This window comes from Priestia sp. P1_B12_1 (assembly GCF_056406695.1).
This window is the reverse complement of the sequence record NZ_JBFTZR010000031.1, coordinates 1-20137: the sequence shown is the minus strand read 5'-3', so window position 1 is coordinate 20137 and position 20137 is coordinate 1. Positions and strand designations below refer to the sequence as shown.

Annotated in this window: 13 protein-coding genes; 5 read left to right on the top strand and 8 right to left on the bottom strand. The window is 36.1% G+C overall.

The genetic code is table 11. The features are described from left to right. Positions 1 to 272: 272 nt before the first annotated feature. The 8 genes from AC1D0Y_RS28530 to AC1D0Y_RS28495 form a co-directional block, all read right to left on the bottom strand. Entirely contained in the window at positions 273 to 1733 is a 1461-nt protein-coding gene (locus tag AC1D0Y_RS28530) for an MDR family MFS transporter (protein WP_477708328.1), read from the bottom strand. Continuing rightward, positions 1730 to 1951, bottom strand: a complete 222-nt coding sequence (locus AC1D0Y_RS28525; protein ID WP_251622751.1) for an MbtH family protein — start codon at positions 1949 to 1951, stop codon at positions 1730 to 1732. Before AC1D0Y_RS28525 ends, AC1D0Y_RS28530 begins: the two co-directional genes overlap by 4 nt. A 17-nt stretch (positions 1952 to 1968) precedes the next feature. Continuing rightward, positions 1969 to 9144: an amino acid adenylation domain-containing protein gene (locus tag AC1D0Y_RS28520; RefSeq protein WP_477708327.1), complete on the bottom strand. Its 7176-nt coding sequence runs from the start codon at positions 9142 to 9144 to the stop codon at positions 1969 to 1971. A gap of 19 nt (positions 9145 to 9163) precedes the next feature. Next, complete coding sequence (locus AC1D0Y_RS28515) at positions 9164 to 10093, bottom strand: isochorismatase (RefSeq protein ID WP_477708326.1); 930 nt, start codon at positions 10091 to 10093, stop codon at positions 9164 to 9166. A gap of 28 nt (positions 10094 to 10121) precedes the next feature. After that, on the bottom strand, positions 10122 to 11750 hold the full coding sequence (locus tag AC1D0Y_RS28510) for a (2,3-dihydroxybenzoyl)adenylate synthase (protein ID WP_477708325.1): 1629 nt from the start codon (positions 11748 to 11750) through the stop codon (positions 10122 to 10124). A gap of 2 nt (positions 11751 to 11752) precedes the next feature. After that, positions 11753 to 12994, bottom strand: coding sequence for an isochorismate synthase DhbC (dhbC, locus tag AC1D0Y_RS28505; RefSeq protein ID WP_477708324.1), 1242 nt, complete (start codon positions 12992 to 12994; stop codon positions 11753 to 11755). Positions 12995 to 13054: 60 nt separating this feature from the next. Next, positions 13055 to 13840, bottom strand: a complete 786-nt coding sequence (locus tag AC1D0Y_RS28500) for a 2,3-dihydro-2,3-dihydroxybenzoate dehydrogenase (protein WP_477708323.1) — start codon at positions 13838 to 13840, stop codon at positions 13055 to 13057. 191 nt (positions 13841 to 14031) lie between these two features. Then, positions 14032 to 14877: an alpha/beta hydrolase gene (locus AC1D0Y_RS28495; protein ID WP_477708322.1), complete on the bottom strand. Its 846-nt coding sequence runs from the start codon at positions 14875 to 14877 to the stop codon at positions 14032 to 14034. Between the two features lie 388 nt (positions 14878 to 15265). Here AC1D0Y_RS28495 and AC1D0Y_RS28490 point away from each other — a divergent pair, with 388 nt between their 5' ends. From AC1D0Y_RS28490 to AC1D0Y_RS28470, 5 genes are read left to right on the top strand one after another with little or no spacing between them, the layout of a single operon-like run. Continuing rightward, positions 15266 to 16237 carry an iron-hydroxamate ABC transporter substrate-binding protein gene (locus AC1D0Y_RS28490; protein WP_477708329.1) on the top strand — a complete coding sequence of 324 codons (972 nt, stop codon included), beginning with the start codon at positions 15266 to 15268 and terminating at the stop codon, positions 16235 to 16237. Positions 16238 to 16259: 22 nt separating this feature from the next. Then, positions 16260 to 17267, top strand: a complete 1008-nt coding sequence (locus AC1D0Y_RS28485; protein ID WP_477708321.1) for a FecCD family ABC transporter permease — start codon at positions 16260 to 16262, stop codon at positions 17265 to 17267. Next, positions 17260 to 18282: a FecCD family ABC transporter permease gene (locus tag AC1D0Y_RS28480; protein ID WP_477708320.1), complete on the top strand. Its 1023-nt coding sequence runs from the start codon at positions 17260 to 17262 to the stop codon at positions 18280 to 18282. The genes AC1D0Y_RS28485 and AC1D0Y_RS28480 overlap by 8 nt, the downstream gene beginning before the upstream one ends. Positions 18283 to 18312: 30 nt before the next feature. Beyond that, positions 18313 to 19119 (top strand): ABC transporter ATP-binding protein, encoded by an 807-nt coding sequence (locus AC1D0Y_RS28475; RefSeq protein ID WP_377552625.1) that lies wholly within the window; start codon positions 18313 to 18315, stop codon positions 19117 to 19119. A gap of 17 nt (positions 19120 to 19136) precedes the next feature. After that, on the top strand, positions 19137 to 19949 hold the full coding sequence (locus AC1D0Y_RS28470; protein ID WP_377552570.1) for an alpha/beta hydrolase: 813 nt from the start codon (positions 19137 to 19139) through the stop codon (positions 19947 to 19949). The last annotated feature ends 188 nt before the right edge of the window (positions 19950 to 20137 follow it).

The following is a 20137-nucleotide window of genomic DNA, read 5'->3' as shown; positions in this document are numbered from 1 at the left end:
GTATAATCAGCGCTTTGCGACAAGATGTCATATTGGTTTTGATCAAGCTCGCGCAGAGCTACAAATGATGTTTAAAACAAACTAGTGAATAACATCTATAAGAAAAGGAAATTCGTATTTACACAAAATTATTGACGGTCCCAATTTTATTTAGATTTAATAAATGATTGTAAGATAAATAATTAAATTCCTTTAACTAAACAAACAGGGGCCACTGCTTATTAGCAGCACCCCTTGAGTTTGTGTAAAAAGTATAAGTTTAACGGATTAAATTAATTTCCAACTTTTGCACTTCTCGCTATATGAGAGGGCTTATTAGTGGATTGATTCGCCTTTGGATTTGTAATATCAGTCGTTCGAATAAATAGAGTGAAAAATAATCCTCCTAATAAAAATGATGCAGAACCAATTAGTGCGAATTGGTAAGGTATTAACTGGAAATCAGCCATTCTATGTGTATCAGTAGAACCAATACCAAATGCTTTAAGTAGGCTCGCTAATATCGCTATGCCAACGGCAGAACCGATACGGTTCTGAACATTAAATAATGTTGTTGCCTGTCCCATCGAAGCAGAGTTAATGTTATTAAATATAGTAGCCTGTACGGAAACTACAGTATGTCCTAAGAAAAAGCCAATACTAAATAATAACATTCTAATAATCCAAGGATTTGTTTCTGATCCAACCATGCTTAGAAATAAAAGCATAATTGCAGCACCTAGTAATCCAATCATAATAACTCGATGAACACCTAACTTTTTGCTTGACCAAGGCATCATTCGAGAAGCAACAATTAAACCTAATGCTTCAGGGAATGTAATAAGCCCACTTTCTAGGGCTGAAGCTTTGAGTGCATTTTGATACATTAAAGGAAACACATAAAGTATACCTAGCAAACCTGCAGCCGAAAGTAATGAAATAATGCTCATGGTTCGGAATAATCCATCAGATAATAAACGAAGATCTAGCATAGGCTTACTTACACGTAACTCAACTAATATAAAGCAAGAAAGTAGAGTGAAGCCACTTCCTCCTATGATAAGGATTGATGGGGAAATCCACCCTGTAATTGGACCCTGATTTAATGCATACATTACCATTGATAAACCTGCAGCTGAAAGCAAGAAACCTAGCAGGTCTAAACGACCTGCCTTAGGCTCTCTATACTCAACTAAAAATATTAAACCAAATAGCAATGCTAAAATCCCAAATGGGAGATTAATATAAAATACCCAAGGCCAAGAGAATTGTTCAACTAGAAAACCACCAAGGATTGGCCCAAGAGCAGGTGCAACTGCAATAGGAAGTATAAGTGTTCTTGCTATTTTAGGGCGCTCTTCTGGTGAAAATGTTCTATAGAGCATTGCCATACCTACTGGAGTTAGCAATCCTCCTCCAGCCCCTTGACATATCCGAAATAGATTTAGGGAGTGAAGGTTATTAGCTAACCCACACAAAACTGAAGAAATCGTAAATATACTCAATGCTATTAAGAAGATTTTCTTTGTACCACATCTATCTCCAAGCCATCCTGCTATAGGAAGAAATACAGCCAGACTTACTAGATAACCGACATTAATCCCACCAGTACTAGAAGGAGAAATTTGAAATTCTTTACTAATTGTAGGAAGGGCTACGTTTACAATTGTCCCATCCATTGCAGCCATAAACATGGCTATTACATATATAATACTAACCACTAATTTAGGGTTAAGTTGTATATTTACATTCAATTACCCTTACCAGCACTCGTAACAAGTTTTAAACTATTAGGTTGCATATCTTTCCATTCTGAGTTGATGTAATCTAGACAAAACTGACGACTATCTTCCCCATATACAACCTTCCAACCAAAAGGAACTTCAATAAATGTCGGCCACAAAGAATACTGACCCTCATCGTTAAGAATTACTACATAAGTTCCATTTTTATCTTCAAAAGGATTAGTCATTATTATCTTTCCCTTCATTATTTGCTCAATATATTATTTTTTAATGAAAGCAACTTATTTGCCAATATCTCTCCAATTTCAGCCAGAGGTTTTGGTTGACACATATCTTTATGACGGCAATTAATATCATATTGTTCAATTGACCCTTTAATAAATGGTTTCCATGTTTCAGGATAAATTGGATCAAACCATTCAGGAATAATTGTCGATCTAAAAAATAAGATATCTCCATTAAATGTCTTAGGTTTATACTCTCCTAAAATGCGCACAGAGTTTACATATGTCTCTTTAAGGTTCAAGATTGTTGATTCTTCCAGACTAGCTAAAGCACTCCCATCTTTTCGAAGGATTTCAATCGCACTAGAATCATCTAATGGTTTATCTCCTAAACTATCAGGATCATATCCTCCTAAAGCAAGTAACGCAATAAGTGCCTCCTCTTCATCAGGGGCATCTTTGATAGGTAAGAAATGACTTGGATAAGCATCTAGCATGGCGACGAGACTAACTTCCTCTCCTTGATTTTGCAATTGCGTGGCCATTGCGTGTACAACATTCCCCCCCAAGGACCAACCTAGTAAATGATATGGACCTGTAGACTGAATTGTACGAATATGCTCCACATAACCAGCCGCCATTTCATCCAGAGACTGGGGATATCCCTTTTGTTCAGAGATACCACGGGCTTGCAGTCCATAGATGGGATAATCTGAACCCAAAGACTTTATCAGCCCTGCGTAGCACCAACTAAGTCCTCCTGCTGGATGGACGCAGAATAATGGAGGCTGGTCCCCATTTGGTCTAAGAGGTAATAGAACATCTAAAGCGCTTTGACTTGCTCCCATTTCAAGGCGTTCGGCAAGCCCTGCAACTGTTGGAGCCTCAAATAAGTTGCCAATACTCAATTCTACCCCGAGAGAGTCGCGAATTTTACTCATTAATTGTACAGCAAGCAGGGAATGACCCCCTAGGTCAAAGAAACCATCATCAATTCCTACCTGGGGTAAATCAAGAACTTCCATGAATAAATTACATAAAATTTCTTCTTGTGGAGTTCTAGGACCACGCCCTTCAACTATTGGTCCAAAATCTGGTGCAGGTAATGCCTTACGGTCAAGCTTACCATTCGGCGTCAATGGTAAATCTGTCATCTCCACAAAAGCAGATGGAACCATATAGTCTGGTAGATTATCAGCAACATATCGACGCAAGTAGGATGGTTCAAAGCTATTTTCATAAGGGGTTACAATATAAGCAACTAGACGTTTATCCCCTGGTTGATCTTCACGAACAATAACTGCAACCTGTTTAATATCAGTATGTTGGGCAAGAATTGCTTCAATTTCCCCTAATTCAATTCGGAATCCACGAATTTTAATTTGATGATCTGCACGGCCAATATAATCTAAGGATCCATCCTCACGCCAACGAGCCAAATCCCCTGTACGATACATTCTAGTAATTGAGGAAGTAAATGGATTTGCTACAAAACGTTCAGCAGTTAGACTATGACGACCTAAATAACCACGAGCTAATCCACCTCCAGAGACATAAAGTTCCCCAACTACTCCTGGTGGAACCGGTTGTAAATATGCATCTAATACATACACATCAAGATCTGGTATACCGGTACCAATGAGGCTGTTTGCTCTCATGGAAGTACTACTTTTATTAAGCTCTAAATAGCTAACATGTACGGTTGTTTCTGTAATACCATACATATTAATGAGAGTTGGAGAATTTTCTGGATGACGGCTATACCAATCGTCTAAACGGCTAAGTTCCAGTGCCTCTCCACCAAAAATAATAAATCGTAAAGAAAGATTGCGACCTATATTAGAATTCTCTTTATCAGCCTGCATGAATTGGTAAAAAGCAGATGGAGTCTGGTTAAGAACTGTTACCTTTTCACTTACAAGCAACTTCAAAAAGTCTTCTGGTGATCGGCTAATTTCATGAGGCACTACTACAAGACGACCCCCATACAATAATGGACCCCAAATTTCCCATACTGAAAAATCAAATGCGTAAGAATGGAACATTGTCCATACATCACTTGAATCAAAATGGAACCATTGTTTCGTAGCTTCAAAAAGTCGAACTACATTTTGATGAGGAATAACTACCCCTTTTGGTACACCAGTTGAACCAGACGTATAAATAATATAAGCAGCGTTGTAGGGAGACAAAGGCTGTATACGATCAGAATCCATTGGGTTACTACTTGGATAGAGCTTTAATTCCTCTATGGTACTTATCTCGTCAAGTAATACTGTTACTTTATCATCCATTTTAGGCAGCTTAGATACCAGACCGGAACTAGTAAGTATGCATGTTGGTTTTGCATCACCTAACATGAACATAATTCGTTCATGAGGATATTCAGGATCTAAAGGTAAATATGCGGCTCCGGTCTTAAGTACAGCTATTAGACCTACAATCATGTCTAATGATCTTGGCAATGCTAGGGCTACAAATTGTTCTGGTCCTACTCCTTTAGATATTAGCAAATGTGCAAGTTTATTAGCTTTTATATTTAACTCTTCATATGTCAATTTAGTATTTTCAAACACTATTGCCGTATTTTGAGGGTTTTTAGTTACCTGTTTCTCAAACAATTCTGGTAAACAATGTTCTGATATACGCTCAGACTTCTTATTCCAATCTAAAAGAATCTTGTTCCTTTCTTCTATTGTCATCATTTCTAACTGACCAATTGATTGATTTGGGTTGGAAACTGCCGATTCTAATATTTTTAACAGTCTATCAATAAAGAGCTCAATCGTATTACGTTTAAATAGATCTGTACTATACTCAAGGAACCCACTCAGACCATTTGGTTTACCCTTTTCAGTATGTAGTTCTCTAAATTCCATTGTTAAATCAAACTTTGAGGCTCCTACACTGTTAATTTGAAGGTCTGTTTGAATATCTGGAAGATCTAGTTTAGGATTAGGCGTGTTCTGTAAAGCCAACATAATCTGAAATAATGGATGTCTAGAACGAGAACGCACTGGATTAAGAATCTCAACGAGACGCTCAAAAGGTAAATCTTGATGTTCATAAGCATTTAAGTTAACTTTCTTTACTCTATCAAGAAGCTCTCGGAAACTTGGATCTCCAGATGTATCCGTTCGTAACACTAAAGTATTCACAAAAAGCCCTATAAGATTTCCTAATGCATCGTCATTACGTCCAGCAATTGGACTACCAATAGGTATGTCATTACCTGCTCCAAGTCTTGTAAGTAGTACAGCAAGTGCAGATTGTAATACCATGAATAAACTAACACCATTTTCCCGTGCAAAATTAAGTAAGTTTCTATGCAATTCTGAACTTAATTGAAAATTTAACGTTTCCCCGCGATAGCTAGCCTCTAATGGACGTGGATAATCTGTAGGGATTTCTATCTGATCCGGAAGGTTAGCTAATGCTTTCTTCCAGTAATTAATTTGTTCAGCGACTAGGCTACCTTTGTCACTCTCACTGCCTAAAAGTTTTTCCTGCCAAAGAGCATAATCAGTATACTGTACAGGTAGTGGTGACCACTGTGGCGTAGCGTCTTCGCAGCGTGCTGTATAAGCTAGAGCAAGATCACGTGTAAGAGGTGTTAATGACCATCCATCCCCTACAATATGGTGTATCAGCAACAGTAAAACATGTTCATTTGGACCTAATACGAAAAGTTGGGCACGAATAGCTGGTTCTACCGCAAGATTAAAACTGTAGCGTACAGCCTCAACTAGTTTATTTTGAAGTTCATTGGCATTAATATCCGATCTCAAAAGTTCTACCTGTGCTTTTGTAGGGCTTAAAACATGTTGATATGAAGTACCCTTAGCTTCTGGGAATATAGTACGTAAAGTTTCATGGCGTTCTATCACGTCATTTAGTGCTTTTTGAAGTGCATCCGTATTTAACCTTCCAGATAGCTTCACCACAACCGGAATATTATAAGTCGGGCTAGGACCTTCTAAGTGATTAAGAAACCATAATCGGCGCTGTGCAAAAGAAAGTGGAATACTATCCGATTTTTTATATTTTTTCACAGGCAAACGAGCATTCTTTCCGTTATCTAGTTGTTTAGCAAGACCTGCAACCGTAGGTGCTTCAAAAATTTTACCAATCCCTAACTCTACTCCAAAAGCATCTCTTATACGCATCATTAGTGTAGAAGCAAGAAGAGAATGACCACCTAAATCAAAGAAGCTATCCTCAATTCCAATTTTGGAAAGGCCCAGAACTTCAGCAAATAAGTCACTTAATATTTCTTCTTGGGGTGTTCTAGGAGCCCGATTAGTGATCATTGCAGTTAGATTAGGAGCAGGTAATTCTTTCCGGTTAAGCTTACCATTAGGAGTTAAAGGCAACTCCTGCATAACTACGAACGCAGATGGTATCATATAGTCTGGTAGACTATGGCTCATATACTGACGAAGGTTACCCAAATCTAAGCTTTCTTCTAGAGAAGGCACTAAATAAGCAACTAAACGTTTATCACCTGGTTGATCTTCACGAACAATAACTGCAACTTGTTTAATATTAGTATGTTGGGCAAGTACAGCTTCAATTTCGCCTAATTCAATTCGGAATCCCCGAATTTTAATTTGATGATCAGCTCTGCTAATATACTCTAATGAACCATTTTCTCGCCAGCGAACAAGGTCACCTGTACGGTACATCCGGCTCCCCTTCGGACCATATGGGTTAGCAACAAATCGTTCAGCTGTTAAATCAGGGCGACCTAAGTATCCACGCGCTAACCCAGTCCCTGCTATATATAAATCTCCTACTACACCTTCTGGAACTGGATGTAAACCTTTATCTAAAACATACATTTGTGTATTCCAAATTGGATAGCCAATAGATGGTGTACCTTGTCCTTCAGCATCAAGAATAGCTGAGGAAGACCAAATTGTAGTTTCAGTTGGACCATATAAATTAGTAACTTCACAACCTAAATCATGTAATGCATGTTTTAGACTAATTGGAAGTGCCTCTCCCCCTACAAGTACTCTAAGCCCTTGTAGTTGACTAGGATAATTTGTTACAAGTGCATGCCAAAGTGTCGGAGTAGCTTGCATAATAGTAATGTCATTTTGATGAAGCATATCTGTCAAAGCTTTAGGATCCTGTACGGTTTCTTTTGTAGCTATTAAACAACTTGCTCCACTGACAAGTGGAAGGAATATTTCTAAAACTGATATATCAAAGGCAATTGTTGTTACAGCAAGAAGTCTATCTTTCATGGTCAAGGCAAATTGATTCTGCATTGATAAAAGGAAGTTAATTAAGCTTTCCGATGGAATAACAACACCTTTAGGTTTTCCAGTCGAACCTGATGTATAAATCATATAAGCTGGATTAAGAGTAGAAAGAGCTCCAGTAATCTGTGTATTTTTTACATTTCTATCTGAATATTTATTTAATATTAAATCTGTGTCTGGATCATCCAATACAATTAACTTGGTATTGTTACTAAATACTTGTAAGTCAACTGCTTTACTTGTAATCATGCAAACAGGTTGAGCATCACTAAGCATAAATTCAATTCGGTCTGCTGGATAATCTGGATCTATAGGTAAATATGCAGCTCCTGTCTTAAGAACGGCTAACATTGCAATAACCATATCTGCTGAGCGTGGAAAAGCTAAAGCTACAAATTTCTCTGGTCCAATCCCTTGATTTATTAACAGGTGAGCAAGACGGTTTGCTTTCTTATTTAAATCTTTATAACTAAGGGCATGACCTTGATATACTAAGGCAGTAGAATCTGGATTTGTATCAACTTGATTCTCAAATAATGTAGGTAAATTAACTGATGGCAATGCTTGAATAGTATTATTCCAATCAAGTAGTACCTTTTTCTTCTCCTCAGACAAAAGAAGTTCAATATTGCCTATTGGCAGATCATTTTCATAAGTTGCGATTTTCTCAAGTAATCTTACAAAACGATTGTGATGAATTTTTAACTCTTCATTACTATAAACCTCAGGGTTTGCGTCTATATCAATTCTTAGTCCATTCCCATTAGACTGGTTATAAACATTAATCGATAGGTCATCAACGGGTCCAGTAGATAGCTTATGTGTAATTCCTTTACTTTCATCAAAATCTAATCCGTATTCAAATGGCATAACATTGACCTGAGGGCCAAATAGTCGTTGATTATCTCCAATCAATTTTAGGTCACGACGCATTTCTTCGTGACGATATTTTTGATGACGTCTTACATTGCGTATTTCTTTTGATACTTGATTTAATAATCCTGTAAAACTCATATCAGGTCGTACTACTAAACGAAGAGGAAGTAAGTTCATTACCATACCAGGAGCATTTAGAGACTTTGTTCCCAATCGACCCATCATTGGTAAACTAAGAATTACATCTTCTGCCCCAGTCAGACGGCTTATATAAACGGCTGTTGCTGCAATAATTAATTCATGCCAACTCCCTTTGAAGCGACGCGCAGATACATATAATGATTCTGTCATAGAGGGTGATAAGTAGCCTGTTTGCTGAAGAAAACTTTTAGAAGTTCTAGGTGCACGTTCAGCTAAACTGACAACTTCAGGGTGATCAGAAAAACGGTCTAACCAAAATTGACGATCCTGTTCGAATTTCTCTGAATTACGATAAATTCTATCTTCTTCTAAAACTTGATGGAACGGATGGAAAACACCTTTGTCATATGAATGTTTACCTACTAGTGCTGTGTAAATAGTAGATACACGTTGTGCAATGAGTGAAAAACCGAAGGCATCCATAACAATATGGTGAATACGTTGATACCAGAAGAAACGATTAGACGCTAATTTAAATAGGGCTTGATTAAACACTGCATCATTTTGAAGATCTATTGGGCTAGAGAGGTCCTTTTTCATCCATGCTTTAGCCACTTGTTCAGGATTTTCTTCTGCACTAACATCAATATAATGTATAGGGAAATCAGTTGGTGGATCAATCACTTGCCATGGTCCATTTTGATCTTCGCCAAAGCGAACGTGTAATGTATCTGATTCTTTTATTGCTTGTCTCAGTGCAATTTCAAAATATTCTCGTTCAATAGATCCGTTGATTTCTATGTATTCACCCGTGTTGTAAATTGGATTTTCCGGCTCAAGCTTTTGAGCAAACCAAATACCAGACTGTGCGCCGGACAAAGCCCGGCGCATCTTTTGATCAATATTCATTATGTCCCCTCCTTCTTTGTTAATCGATATGAGATACCGTTTTTGACTTTACAGAAGAAGCTAGCTTCCACCAGTTTGAAATTGTCGGTTCTTCAGCAAGCTTCATAAAATTAACTTCAATTCCTTTACTTCGCCAATTCTCGACAAGACTCATGATTCTAATAGAGTCTAATCCTCGATCAATTAAATTTTCATTATTATCAATAGTTGAAATTGGCTCATCAAGCAATTCAGCGATTTGTTTCTTTACACCTTCCAGTGTTAAGCCATGCGAATTAACTTCAGATTCTTCTTCAGTTATAGTATTTTGATTATTTTTCAGTTCTTCAAGTAGTTGTAGTGTAGAAATAGTAACTGCACAACGGTCAGCAGCATATTTCATGGCCATTTTATGGTGTTCTAAAGAAAAATCTGCTACAGCATCAGCAATAAAAAATGATTGAATGTCCTGCATAAAAGCATCACTTGCGGTTAAAAGACAACCAATATGAGCATATACACCACAAATGATTAATTGATCGCGACCTTGTTTATGCATAATCTCTTCCAAATTAGTTCTTTTAAATGCACTATATCTCCACTTTGTAAGTACTATATCGTTCTCATTAGGCGCTAATTCATCCACTACCTTTGTTTGAGTAGGGTCATCTTCAAGCCCTGGCCCCCAAAAATCTGTAAGTAAAGCTCGATCTTCTGCTTTTTGATTGCCTGGCTGTGCTGTATAGACTACTGGAATACCAAGTGCTACACACTTTTCCTTTAAAGATTGAATGTTTCTTAGAAGCTCCGTTATTGGCGAAGCATCTAACGTGTAATTGTTGAGAAAGTACTGCTGCATATCATGAATAAGAAGGACTGCTCTTTCTGGATTAAGTTTCCAAGATACTTTATTTTCAGGTAAATCTGATTTTACAGGCATTACATATGGTGAGATAGCTGGAATAGCCATCGAATCACTCCCTTTGATTTAATATATTTTATAAATGAGTTAAATTACTAAATGTAAGTTTTTCTGCAATCATCTGACGTAATTTTTTCTTACTTACCTTTCCCAAAGGTGTATATGGGAATGAACTAACAAATTCTACTCGATCAGGGATTTTAAAGGTGGCTAGACCTCGTTCCTTTAAAAAGTTTTTAAGTTCATTAGTCGTGACATTTTGATGACGAGAAATTACAAAAGCGCATGATCGTTCCCCAAGGAATGGGTCTGGCATTGCAACAATAGCAGCATCATGTACCGCATCATGAGCAAGAAGCTGGTTCTCAACCTCTTCAGCTGCAATTTTTTCACCGCCGCGATTTATTTGATCTTTATCACGTCCTTCTACTACAAGATAGCCTGATGAATTTAAACTTACTAAGTCTCCTGTACGATAAAAACCATCGGAGGTAAATGCTTTAGTGTTGTGTTCTTCAGCCTTGTAGTAACCTCGGATTGTGTAAGGACCTCTTGTTAACAATTGTCCAACCTCACCAGGTTCTACATCCTGGTCGTCCTCATCTACTACACGAATCTCATCATATGAGGACATCGGTCTTCCTTGAGTATTAACAATGATTTCCTCAGGGTCATCCAATCTTGTATAGTTTACTAACCCTTCAGCCATCCCAAATACTTGCTGTAAATCACAACCAAATGCAGGTTTAATACGTCTAGCAACCTCAGCACTAAATTTTGCTCCACCTACTTGTATTACCTTAAGAGTAGAAAAATCGTAGTGTCGAGATTTTATTGCTTCTAGCCATATTAGCGCAAGTGGCGGTACAAGGGCAGTAATTGTTACTTGCTCTTTTTCAATAAGTGGAAAAGCTTCATCTGGACTAGGAGCAGGCGAAAGAACAACTCTGCCACCTGCATATAGCGTACCAAGTACCCCAGGCGAACTAAGTGGATAGTTATGGGCTACGGGAAGCACTGCTAGATACACACTATGTTGGTCAATATTACATATTTCATCACTAATCCGTAAACTGTAGATGTAGTCATCGTGCGTTCGTGGAATCAACTTGGACAAGCCAGTGCTACCTCCAGAAAGTTGTAGAAAAGCAATATCACTAGGAGATATACTTGGTTCATCTTTAATTGGATCCATATATAAGTTAGATAATCCTATAAATTCTTCAGGTTCACCCACCACGATTACATGTTGCAAGTTAGGAACTTGAAGTTGAGCTTCTCTTCCTAAAGAACGATAATCAAATCCTGAATGTTTATCAGGGATGATATATGCAACAGCTTCAGCAAATTCACAAAAATAGTTAACCTCACTGCTACGATGAGTTGGAAGAGCAAAGACAGGCAATGCACCTAGTCTAAATAATGCAAAACAAACTTCAAAAAATTCAGTTATATTTGGAAGCTGAACTACTACACGGTCCTCTTTCTTTATTCCTAATGTTTGAAACCCAGTAGCTAGCTGATCTACCCTTTTATCTAATTGAGCGTAACTAAGATTTTTTGCTCCACTAGTAATGGCAATACGATCACCATAGTCTTTTGCCCGTTCGCGCAACATCCCTCCGAAGGTTTCTCCTTTCCAGCACCCCTCCTTTCTATAAAATTCTTTAAACTCTTTAGGCCAAGAAGGGCATCCATTTAACATTTTTATTCCTCCAAAGTTGATATAAGTAATTCTTTGTCAATTCCCATAGCAAGAAGCATAGTACGAAACTTAGCTGACGTTTCAGCTAATTCCTCTTCTGGTTTTGATTCAGCAACTACTCCAGCACCAGCAAACAAGCGAAGTGAATGTTGTTCTACCTCAGCACAACGTATTGTAACAACCCATTCACCATCACCATTTGAGTCACACCATCCAACCATTCCAGTGAAAAATCCTCGTTCAAAAGGCTCAATTTCCTTAATTGCTGCTCTAGCTACTTCTGTAGGAGAGCCACAAACAGCAGGAGTAGGATGCAATGCAAGTGCTAATTGTAGGGAAGAAGTTAAAGAATCAGCAACCTCTCCTTTAATCTCTGTTGATAAGTGCCACATAGTTTCTGTATGTACTAATGACGGTTCGCTAGGTACATCTATCGTTTTGCAATATGGTTGAAGGGCTTCTGCAACTGCTTGTACTACTACAGCATGTTCATGTAAATCTTTAGCAGAAGAAAGTAACTCTGTTGCCCGTCGTTGGTCCTCAATTGGGTCTTTACTACGAGGTCTAGATCCAGCAAGTGGATTAGCCAGTAAGTTGCCACCCGTTCTGGAAACAAGTAATTCAGGGCTTGCCCCAATTAATGTTCTTGTGGATTCGGTATTTGTATTGGAATCCTCTGTTATATCTTTAGATAGGTCAACAGCAAAAGTGTAACCGTGATTATTATGCTGTGCTAGATTATGAAGTAGTTGGTTAATATCTACTGCTTCTGATGAATTAAGGTACAGTGACCTTGATAAAACAATCTTTTCTAGATGTCCTATTTTTATGTAATTAATTCCTTTTTCTACACCCTTTTCATATTGTTCAGGTTCTGGTATAGCTTTTATTTCATATGTAGGTTGCGTTGATGTTGTTAAGTGATCCCCCGAATTAAATTTTAAGGGAGTAGATTGCTGGACTGTTTCAGGAACAATTAATTGAGCAGAGCTTTTATAATCAAATGGTACCGCGCCTACAACTACTGGATTAATATGACCATGTTTTTTAGCACCTTCTAGTACATCTGAAACACGTTTCGTAAGACCCTGAACTTGATTATTCGTTTCTTTTTCATTTGGAACAACTGCAAAGGTGCCCTTTCCTAAAATTGTTCTTTTAGGGGAGGCTAAAAAAAAGTCTCCAGTTTGATAATCATTTAAAAGCTGTTTCTCTAACAAAATAGAACTACTTTTATGTTTCATAACTTTCATACTCCTTCTAATTACGAAATACTTTTTGGAAAAGTTATATAGGTAAGAAATTTAAACTCCTAAAGTTGCTCCCCCATCTACACATAAATCATTCATTGTAATATGATTTGCCTGATTAGATACTAAAAAGAGAACTGCATCTGCTATATCAGAAGGCATTGCAATTTTTTGTAGTGGGATTCCTACTTTAAATGCTTCAGGAGTACCTTCAATGGCTGTTCTGGCTCCATGCTCATCTTTCCATAGAGACCACTGCATTTCAGTATCTGTAGATCCAGGAGAAACTAGATTACAACGAATATTATACTGAGCCAGCTCTAATCCCAGACACTTTGTAAACATTGTAGTTGCTGCTTTAGAAGCTGCATAAGCAGCCATTGACATACGAGGAACACTAGCAGCATTTGATCCAACAGTTACAATAGAACCTTTTTTACGACTTACCATACGTTTACTTACAGAACGAGATACATTAAAAACTCCCGTGGTATTTACGGCAAAAGTATCTTGCCAATCCTCGTCACTGAATGCTTCCACAAGTCCCATTCTCAGTACACCTGCCACATTCACTAGAATTTCAATTGGTCCAACCTCATCTTCAATTTTAGTCACTACTTCTTCCACAGCTTTACTATTACTTACATCTGCAGGAAAAGCGATAGCATTCATACCTTCAGATTTTAGTTGATTTACAAGGTGCTTTAGCTTCTCAGAATTTTTATCTACTGCAGCAACGGTTGCTCCCAATTCAGATAATTTCCTTACTACAGCCTCTCCAATACCTTGGGCACTTCCTGTTACAAGAGCTACTTTTCCTTGTATTTCGATAAAGCTCATCTTATCAATTCCTTTCTTAAAACTAGATTTCTAGTTTCGTTCGATATTAAATACAGAAGTTAAAATGGACTAATGAAACTAAAGTAACTCACAATCGATAATGATAATCATTATCAATTAATTTCAAAATATATAATATACTTAACTATCTGACTAGTCAAGGGAATATATTGTTATTTATCAACATTCTTCTAATTTGGATACAATGCATATTTTAAAGTTATATTGATAAGTGGTAGTAATACCGAAAGATGACCCTCATCATTAAACTCTTTAAACTTTACGCAAACTCCACATTCCTTTAAGAGAGATAATCTTTTTGAAACTTCTAATGCATTACTATTCATTCCACTTTTATGCTCTCTCTCTAATTCCCCAACACCAATAAATACATTAGCTTTGATGTTTTCGTTACCCACTTTTTCATAAAATTCTTCTTCTTTCTCTAAAAAAAGTTCTTTATCCCAGTGAATAGAAGGGCTTCCAGCTATATATGTCTGGAATAGTGTAGGATTTGTAAAAAGAGTATTTAAAACAAAAAGCCCTCCAAGAGAGTGTCCAAAAAGGGTCTGCCTTTTTCGATCAATATCTATATATCTTTGAACTTCAGGTTTTAATTCTTTTTCAATAAAATTCAAAAAGTTATCTGCTCCCCCATGTGGAGGCCAGGGCTTCCCATTTGGTCGCTCAGGTAACTTTTCAGGTGAAGACGCCATTGTGAAATCATAATAACGGTTAGAGGAAAAGGGGGCATCAGTAGAGTAACCAATACCAACAATAACTGCTGGAATGACTCCCGTTTTTTCGGATCTCTTTGATTGTAAGCGTACGGCTTCTACTATTGTTCCAAACACAGAATTAGCATCTAATACATAAATAATTGGATATCCTGAAGGCGGTGGTTCATCCATTGGTTTGGAAATGAAAATTTGATATTCTCTTCCTTCTATTTTCGATTTCATTGCTATTCTTTTAGTTCCACTAATAGTTACTTTTTTATCTCCTATGTAATCTCTCGAGGTTTCTTTAGATTTCATCTTATAATCCCCTTCCTGCTCTATTTTTGCTTATAAAATATGTTTTCACTTACATAACAAATGAGAAAGATTATCATTTAAACATAACAAATGATAATCTTTCTCATTTGTTATGTCAACACTTTTTCTTCTTTTTAGAAATTATTCCTTATATTATCTAATTAAGTAAATAAATGAAAACATTATTTTATTTTTTGTAAAAATTACCTTGAAAAAACAGAGCTATAGATATATACTTTTGTATTGTTATAGATAATGATAATCATTTTCAATTAGGGATGGGTACATGTAGAAAAGAGGTGAAATTAATAATTTAAATTTGCTTATTTTATTAATAATTATGATTATCTTACTGAAGGAATAAAAAAAGGGAGTTAAGACAATGAAAATGAAAAAGAAAATATTTCTAGTTGGTATGGCGACTGTTTTTAGCATTGGATTAGGAGCTTGTGGTAATGCAGAAACTACTTCAACAAAAGCTACTAAACAAGAAAATAAAGTATCTACATCAACAAAACAGGACAAGCAAACAATTACTTATCTCAATAATAAATACACGGTGCCTAAAAATGTAACTAAGATTGCAACTGCTAGCTTAGAATCTATGGAAGACGCTGCTGCGTTAGGGATTAAGCCAGTAGGTGCTGTTACTGTCGGAGGGAAAATTCCTGAATATTTGGCCAAGGATTTAGATGGTGCAGAGTCAATTGGTGAGAAAATTCAACCAAATTATGAAACTCTTTTAAAATTAAAACCTGATGTAATCCTATGGACTTCTAAATCTCCAGCGAATGTCACACAGAAATTAGAAAAGATGGCTCCAACGTTTCCCTATTCACATATTTCAACCAATTGGGAAGATAATCTACACTTAATGGGTGAACTAACTGGTAAAAAAGAGAAAGCAGAAAAAATTATAACAAAATATAACGAAGATGCAGCAAAAGCAAAAGAAAAAATAAGTGAAAAATTAAAAGGTAAAAAGGTGATTGTAGCACGAGTAAGAGGTGGAAGCCTTTATCTTTATCCACAAGATGTATATCTAAACCCTGTTATATATAATGATTTAGGAATAAGTGTTCCTGAAGAGATTAAGCCTGTGAAGGCACAAGAACTAATTTCTTTAGAAAAATTAGCAGAGATAAATCCTGACTACATATTTTTACAGTTTTCAGAAAGTGAAAATGCCCAAAAACCTAAAGCTTTAGAAGAGTTACAAAACAACGCTATTTGGAAAAGCGTCACAGCTGCCAAAGATAACAAAGTGTTTGTGAATTCAGTTGACCCTCTTGCTCAAGGCGGTACAGCTTGGAGTAAAACAGCATTTTTAAAAGTGGCAGCAAAAGATTTAACTAAATAAATAATAAGGTGCGTTGAATGGTATGGGAAAAACAAATTGGTTACCAATCATAATTCTGGTTACAGCACCAGTATTTATTTTTTTAAGTATTATAATATCAATTTTATACGGTGCAAAAGATATAGATGTTGAAACAGTATGGAATGCACTCTTTCATTATGAAGCAGGAAATGTCGATCATAATATTATTATGACTTCTCGATTGCCCAGGGCAATCGGTGCACTTCTTGTAGGAGGATTTTTAGCTATATCAGGAGCACTCATGCAGGGGATGACAAGAAATTATCTTGCATCCCCTTCTATTATGGGTGTGACAGACGGTTCTGCTTTTATCATTACAATTTGTATGGTTTTAGCTCCTAATATGTCTTCACTTCATATGGTTTTTTATTCTATGTTAGGTTCTGCTCTAGGAGCTGGTATTGTTTTTGGCCTTGGCTCCTTACTTCCAAATGGATTAACTCCTGTAAGGTTAGCTATTATCGGAACTGTCATTGGAACATTTTTAAGTAGTCTTTCTGCAGCAATTGCATCTTATTTTCAAATCTCTCAAAATGTTAGTTTTTGGTATAATGCAAGGCTACATCAAATTGATCCTAATATGCTGAAATTAACCATTGTATTTGGCTTGATTGGAATTGTTTTAGCTATTTCGATTTCGAAATCAATTACAATCCTGTCCTTAGGTGAGGAAGTCTCTATTAATTTGGGACAACGTACAAAACTTATAAAAGGGTTAGCTCTTATCTCTGTTATATGTTTAACCGGTACTGCGGTTGCACTTGTAGGGAAAATTGGATTTGTAGGATTGATTGTCCCTCATATTACGCGTTTTTTAATTGGTATAGATTATAAATGGATTATTCCTTGTGCAGGGGTAATTGGAGGAATTTTTCTAATTCTATGTGACGTAATAAGTAGATTTATTAATTATCCGTTTGAAACGCCTATAGGGGTAGTTACTTCATTAGTTGGCATTCCTTTCTTCCTTTATCTAATAAGAACGAAAGGAGGCAAAAAACATGTATAAAAACTTATGGCATCGATACCTTATTACAATGATAGTTACTTTATTTTTAATTATTTTAACTATTTATGTCAGCTTAACAAATGGTACATTCGACATGAGTATTAAGGACATAATTAGAACTCTATTTCGTTTAAATTCCAATACTGAATATGATCTAGTCATTTTTGATTTTAGACTTCCTAGAATAGTAATTGCTGGTTTAGTCGGTCTAGGGCTAGGTATCGCGGGAGCTGTTATTCAAGGGGTAACACGAAACGGATTGGCAGACTCAGGGATCTTGGGTGTTAATGCAGGAGCTGGGGCTGCAATTGTCATTTTTATGTTTTTCTTTCAAGGTCAAGTTACTAGTACAGGCTGGTTTTCCATTATGGTCTTACCGTTTTTTGGATTAGTTGGTGGCTTAGTAGCAGCTTTATTAATCTATATTTTCTCTTGGAAAGACGGCACATTAGACGTTGGTCGTCTGTTGTTGACAGGTATTGCAATCGGCTCAGCATTTAGTGCTTTCTCTTTATATTTATCTTTAAAAATGAAGGCATCTGATTTTGAAATGGCAACTGTTTGGATCTCTGGGAGTATATACGATGCTAATTGGAAATATATTGTTTCTATATTACCTTGGCTGCTTATTCTAATTCCTATTATCAAAAAGAAAGCTTATTTATTAGATTTATTTCAATTGGAAGAAACAAGTATAAAAAGTTTAGGAGTTTCAGTGGAAAAAGAGAAGTCTTTACTCTTGTTCAGTAGCATTGGATTAATAAGTGCATGTGTTTCCGTGTCTGGTAGTATTGGATTTATTGGTTTAATGTCTCCTCACATTGCAAAACGTTTAGTAGGGATACAGCATAACTATGTACTACCTGTATGTGGAGCAATTGGTGCCCTACTTGTTATTGTTTCTGATTTTATTGGAAAAACAGTTTTTGTACCAGCTGAATTACCAGTTGGAATTGTCATTTCAATTATTGGTGTACCATATTTTCTTTATTTATTAGTAAAAGCAAAAGACTAAAAGGAGAGATAATAAGTGAATATTCTTCGTATGGAAAATTTAGAAACAAGTTATGAGAAATCATCCGTGTTTCAAGACTTGAATTTACAAGTAAAAGAAGGAAAAATTACAACTATTATCGGTCCAAATGGTTGCGGTAAATCTACATTATTGAAAACAATGGGAAGAATTTTAAAACAAAAACAAGGAAAAGTTTATTTACAGGATCAAGATCTAAGCACTATTCATACAAAGCAAATTGCCAAGCATCTTGCTTTACTCCCTCAGCAACCTACAGCCCCTGCAGAATTAAAGGTAGAGGAACTTATTTCATATGGAAGATATCCACATAGAAATAATGTAAATAAATTAACAAGGAAAGATCAAGAGATTATAGAATGGGCAATGGATATTACTAATATTAAAGCTTTCCGAAGCCGCCAAATTGCTAATTTATCCGGCGGACAAAGACAAAAAGTCTGGCTTGCAATGGCTTTAGCCCAAGAAACAGAAGTTTTATTATTAGATGAACCAACTACATTTCTTGATATGGCTCACCAATTAGATGTACTACGAATTGTAGCAAAATTAAACGAAGAACAAAAGCGAACCATTGTTATGGTATTACATGATATTAATCATGCAGCAAGATTCTCTCATGAAATTGTGGCTATGAAAGAAGGAGAAATTATTAAAATTGGAACACCTCTCGAAATCATTACACCTAAAATATTAAAAGATGTTTTTCATATTGATGCAAGGATTATGATAGACCCTCATAATGGAGCACCTGTATGTTTCGGCTATGATAGTGTATTACCAGAAGAAGAAGCTTTAAATATATATATAACAAATTAAAAAAGGGGAACTATATGATGGATTGTAGCAAAGAAAAGAATATCGCTTCAAGATTTGAAGATTGGACAATAAATTCTGAATTTGATAATCGTTCGTATCAAATTTTTGTTTCAAAACCTAATCAAGCCCCCCCACCTTCTGGATATCCAGTTATTTATGTTTTAGATGGTAATGCTTTCTTTCAAACATTTCAAGAAGCAGTAAGATTACAATCCAGAAAAACTGAAAAAACAGGTGTTATCCCAGCAATTGTTGTAGGTATTGGTTATCTGACAGATAATGATTTCGATCTTACGAATCGCTTGTACGATTTTACCCCCTCAGCTCCTAATAACTTCTATAATAAATCATTAGGAGTTGAGGATTTTCAAAAAACGGGTGGCGCAGATACTTTTTTGAAATTTATTGAAGAAGATTTAATGCCTCAAATTAACAAAAGATTTAAAGTTAACTTACAGCAACAAACAATCTTTGGACATTCGCTAGGCGGATTGTTTACTTTATATACTTTATTCACCCACCCAAAGGCATTTCAAAACTATATTGCAAGCAGCCCTTCTATATGGTGGAATGACAGATATATTTTAAATAAGGTACCGCAATTTATGAAGTATTTTAGTGAAAAAAAGTTAGAAGTTAGTGTATTTTTAGCAGTAGGGTCATTAGAAAAAGAATTTATGATTAACGATACCAAAGAATTATCAAATCGCTTATCTATCTTAGAGAATAATAAGTTAAAAATATTGTTTAATGAAGTCAAAGGCGAAAATCATATTTCTGTTGTACCAACAATATTAAGTAGAGCGTTAAGATTTGTGTCTAAACATTAATTCATTAAGCTAATTATAACCAATATACAAAAAATAATTTTGGGACCGTCAATAATTTTGTGTAAATGGGAGTTTCCTTTTCTTATGAACGTTACCCACTAGTTTGCTTTAAACATCATTTGTAGTTCTGCGCGAGCTTGATCGAAACCAATATGACATCGTGTCGCAAAGCGCTGATTATACTATAC